Consider the following 3,484-nt stretch of genomic DNA (forward strand, 5'->3'; position numbering starts at 1 on the left):
CGCAAACCCCAGCTTACCCCCCCCCCCCTTCGTGGGTCGGCCCCCACACCCCCCCCCCCTTCCCGGGGTCGCCCCCCCCCGGCCGGCCCCCCACCCCCCGGCCCCACCCGACAGACCACCAGCGAAGGAAACCACCTTGAGCACCTGCACCGCACTGATCATCCCCGCAGACACCAACGCGGCGGCGCGCATCGACACCATCGACGCGGGTTTGAAGAACCTGCAAGCCCTCGTCGGCGGCAACATCGAAGCCGTCAGCGGGGACGATTGGCACTTCTACCTGAACGAGGAAGGCTAAATCCTGGACCTCGCCCCTAACCGCCGCGCCGCGGCACTGGTTCTTGAAGAGACCGGAGTCCTGTACGACGTGTACTGCGGGGACGTCGTGGTGCTGGGCGAGACCGGGGACGGCGGCGAGGGAGACGTGCCAGAGCACCTGATCGACCTCGCACAGCAACTCTTCGGACTGCACGAATCGTCGGAACTGCACGATTCTTCCGAACTGCCGGACCCGGTGAGCTGAACCGCCCGCGGTGGCCGGTCCACGCGGGCCGGTCCACGCGGGCGGTCGGCCGCCTATGGCTGGGGCGGGTGCGTGGTCGCCGGCAGCGGACCGCCAGTGGCGCCACAGGGCGGCAGCGAACGGCTGCCGTCTGCGGCAGGCCCGGAAGAGTGTCGGTGGAGCCGGATACGATGCACAAAGACGACAAAGGAAGAGAACCGGCAGATGAAACCGATGCACACGCCAGCGGAAGAAAGAGCTGATCGTTTGACCGAAACAGAGAAGGGACGGAAAGCGCGGCGCCTCGCTTGGACGGGGGTCCTGCTCCTGTTCGTCGGCATCCTCCTGGTACCGAACCACTGGGGCCCGGCGATGGTTATTGATGGCGCGGGCATTTTCGCCCTCGGAACAGCGCTGCGCGACACCAAACAACAAGGGGGACGCATCCTCCAGGTCGTAGGGGCAGCCATCATGATCGCCGGGGCAGTGCTCACCATTATGGAAGTCATCAGCTTCTTCCAACGCTAGAAGCACAACAGCGCCGCAGGCGCTTCTCTAAGGATCGAAGATCGGGGACCGGCACCCCGGGGGTGCCGGTCCTCCTCTGTGTCCAACGCGCAGGCTCGCGGGGCTCGTCCTGATTTCCGCTGCGCTTCAACCAGGGATCGGGCGTCCACTCCGCTTCGCTCCGTGGCCGGCTGTTGGGTCCAGTGCTGTCCGTCGCAGAGCTCCGGCCATCCCTGGCCCTGTTTCCACGTCTTCGACGTTTTTTGGCTGCTGTCCTTCGGATTGTACGTGTCCGCTCCGGCCGGTCTAGCCCCTTCGTTCCTCAGGGGCCTGCGGTCCGGGAATTTCCCTGCGGCGCTCCTGCGTCGCTTCTTTCCTCCGGGAATTTCCCGGCCCTTGCCCAAGGGTAGACAGGCCTCCGTCGGCCACAGCTCCGCAAGCTCCGCCAGCAGCCAAAAAACAACGGGGGAGAGGGGAGCTGGCCGGTCACCAAAGCCGCCCCACCCACCCCACTTCTCGGCAAAGAAGGAGCAACACCCATGAACGCAACCCCCTCGCTGGAAATGATCGACCCGGCCACCCTGACCGTGGACGTGAACGTCCGCAAGGATGCCGCCCTGACCCCTGATTTCGTCGCCAGCATCAAAGAACACGGCGTGATGGAACCGGTGATCGCTCACCGCAAGGACGACGGGACCGTGCACGTGCTGATGGGCCAGCGCCGCACCCGCGCCGCTGTCGAAGCCGAGCGTCCCCTGATTCCGGTGATGATCATCGAGTCCCCCGAAGAAGCCGAACGCATCGTGACGCAGGTCGTGGAGAACATCCAGCGCGCCGAACTCACCGAAGCCGACGAAGCGGACGCCTACCACCAGCTGTCCCTGATCGGTGTCTCGGCGGCCGCGATCGCGAAGAAAACCGGACGCACCAAAACCACCGTCGAATCTGCGCTGAAGGCCAAAGCGTCCGAGGCCGGAGCCGCCGCCCTTGGCAAAGGTTGGAGTATCGAGGAAGCGCTCATTATGGCCGAGTTCGAAGGGGACGAGGATGCGACGGAGGAATTGGAGTCCGTGATCATGGACGAACCCGACCAGCTGTTGCACGTCGCCCAGTTGCTGCGGGACCGCCGCGAAAGCGCTGCCGCCCGCGCGGCGCAGATCGAGGAACTGAAAGCTAAGGGCAAGGCCATCGTGGAGGACGCCGGACACTACTCCGACGAAGAAAACCTGTACGTATCGGCGGCCAACCGTGCGAACGGCGAACCCGCCACGGACGAGGACGCCAACGCCTACGTGATCAGCACCGACTACCGGGGCCAGCACACCGCCAAGCCCGTCATCACCGGCTGGAAGGAACAGGGTTTCACGCCGAAGTACGAACGCTACGACGGCGGCCAGCCATACCGGAAAGGCCCCATGACCGAGGAACAGAAAGCCGAGCGGAAAACCCTGATCGAGAACAACAAAAAGATGGAAGCCGCGACCAAGGTCCGCCGCGAGTTCGTGAAGAGCTTGCTGGCCCGGAAGCAGGCCCCGAAAGGCTGGCAGTACTTTACCGTGCACGCCATCACCCACCACTCCGAAACGGCCAGCGGCTACGACGGCAAGGTCGCGGCCGAGATGGTCGGTGCGAAGGTCGAAGAATCGACCGCGTGGGCATGGAACCCGCTCCGTGACCACGTGGCCAAGTCCACGGCACGGCCCGAGTTCTCCCTCATCGCACTCGTCTGCGCAGGGTATGAAAAGACCATCGCCAAGGACTCGTGGCGGTCCCCGTCCCAGACCCACCGGGACTACCTGACCCAGCTGGTCACGTGGGGCTACACGGCAAGCCAAACCGAGCAGATGATCCTCGACAGCGGCAAGCCCGCCGAGGACGACGCCGCAGCCTGACAGGACCCCTTGCCGGGCGGAACCTCTCACCGCCCGGCAAGGCCCCGGCCACTCACCACGTGCAGGCCCTGGAACCTCTCGAACGCGGGGCGGTCCGCCGCCCCCCGGCGAACCACAGTGCCCACTCACCAGCGGCGGACCGCCATTCACGCGACCCCCAGGATCCCTACCAACATGCCGCGCCGGCAGGGGAACACACCCCACGCCCGCAGCCGTGGGCACCTGTGGTTCGGCTAAGCTGAACACCGTAGTTTTCCTTTGCCGAGGAACGGCAAAGGGCCGGCCCACCAGCCGGCCCTTTTCTGTTTAAGCCACAAACTTCTGTTTAAGCAAAAAACAGTGTGGACCAGGTGCCGGTTGCCGGATGGCTGCCCGCGGCCGACCGCCGTTACCGGTGGCGCCCTTGGCGCCGGTCCCGCCCAGGACGCGGGGCCGGGATGGCGGAAGCGGCGGGGCCCGCAAAGGAAAGGCTCGCGGGGCTCTGCTGGTTTCCGCTGCGCTTCAACCAGGGATCGGGCGTCCACTCCGCTTCGCTCCGTGGCCGGCTGTTGGGTCCAGTGCTGTCCGTCGCAGAGCTCCGGCC

The 3,484-nt window shown here is 65.8% G+C and carries 4 protein-coding genes; all 4 read left to right on the forward strand.

What is annotated here, in order from left to right; all coding sequences use genetic code 11:
• Nucleotides 1–136: 136 nt before the first annotated feature.
• A complete protein-coding gene (locus tag ACFRAU_RS11620; protein ID WP_378000028.1) occupies nucleotides 137–298 on the forward strand; it encodes a hypothetical protein in 162 nt (53 codons plus the stop codon).
• A 69-nt stretch (nucleotides 299–367) separates the two neighbouring features.
• Nucleotides 368–523, forward strand: a complete 156-nt coding sequence (locus tag ACFRAU_RS11625) for a hypothetical protein (RefSeq protein WP_378000029.1) — start codon at nucleotides 368–370, stop codon at nucleotides 521–523.
• A 246-nt stretch (nucleotides 524–769) separates the two neighbouring features.
• Nucleotides 770–1,030, forward strand: a complete 261-nt coding sequence (locus ACFRAU_RS11630; protein WP_378000030.1) for a hypothetical protein — start codon at nucleotides 770–772, stop codon at nucleotides 1,028–1,030.
• Between the two features lie 518 nt (nucleotides 1,031–1,548).
• On the forward strand, nucleotides 1,549–2,901 hold the full coding sequence (locus ACFRAU_RS11635) for a ParB/RepB/Spo0J family partition protein (RefSeq protein WP_378000031.1): 1,353 nt from the start codon (nucleotides 1,549–1,551) through the stop codon (nucleotides 2,899–2,901).
• Nucleotides 2,902–3,484: the final 583 nt, after the last annotated feature.

This window comes from Arthrobacter sp. NPDC056691, assembly GCF_042791415.1.
Classification (GTDB): domain Bacteria; phylum Actinomycetota; class Actinomycetes; order Actinomycetales; family Micrococcaceae; genus Arthrobacter.

Coding starts and splice junctions, on each gene's coding strand:
- ACFRAU_RS11635 (WP_378000031.1), top strand. CDS start 1,549: ATGAACGCAACCCCCTCGCTGGAAATGATCGACCCGGCCACCCTGACC.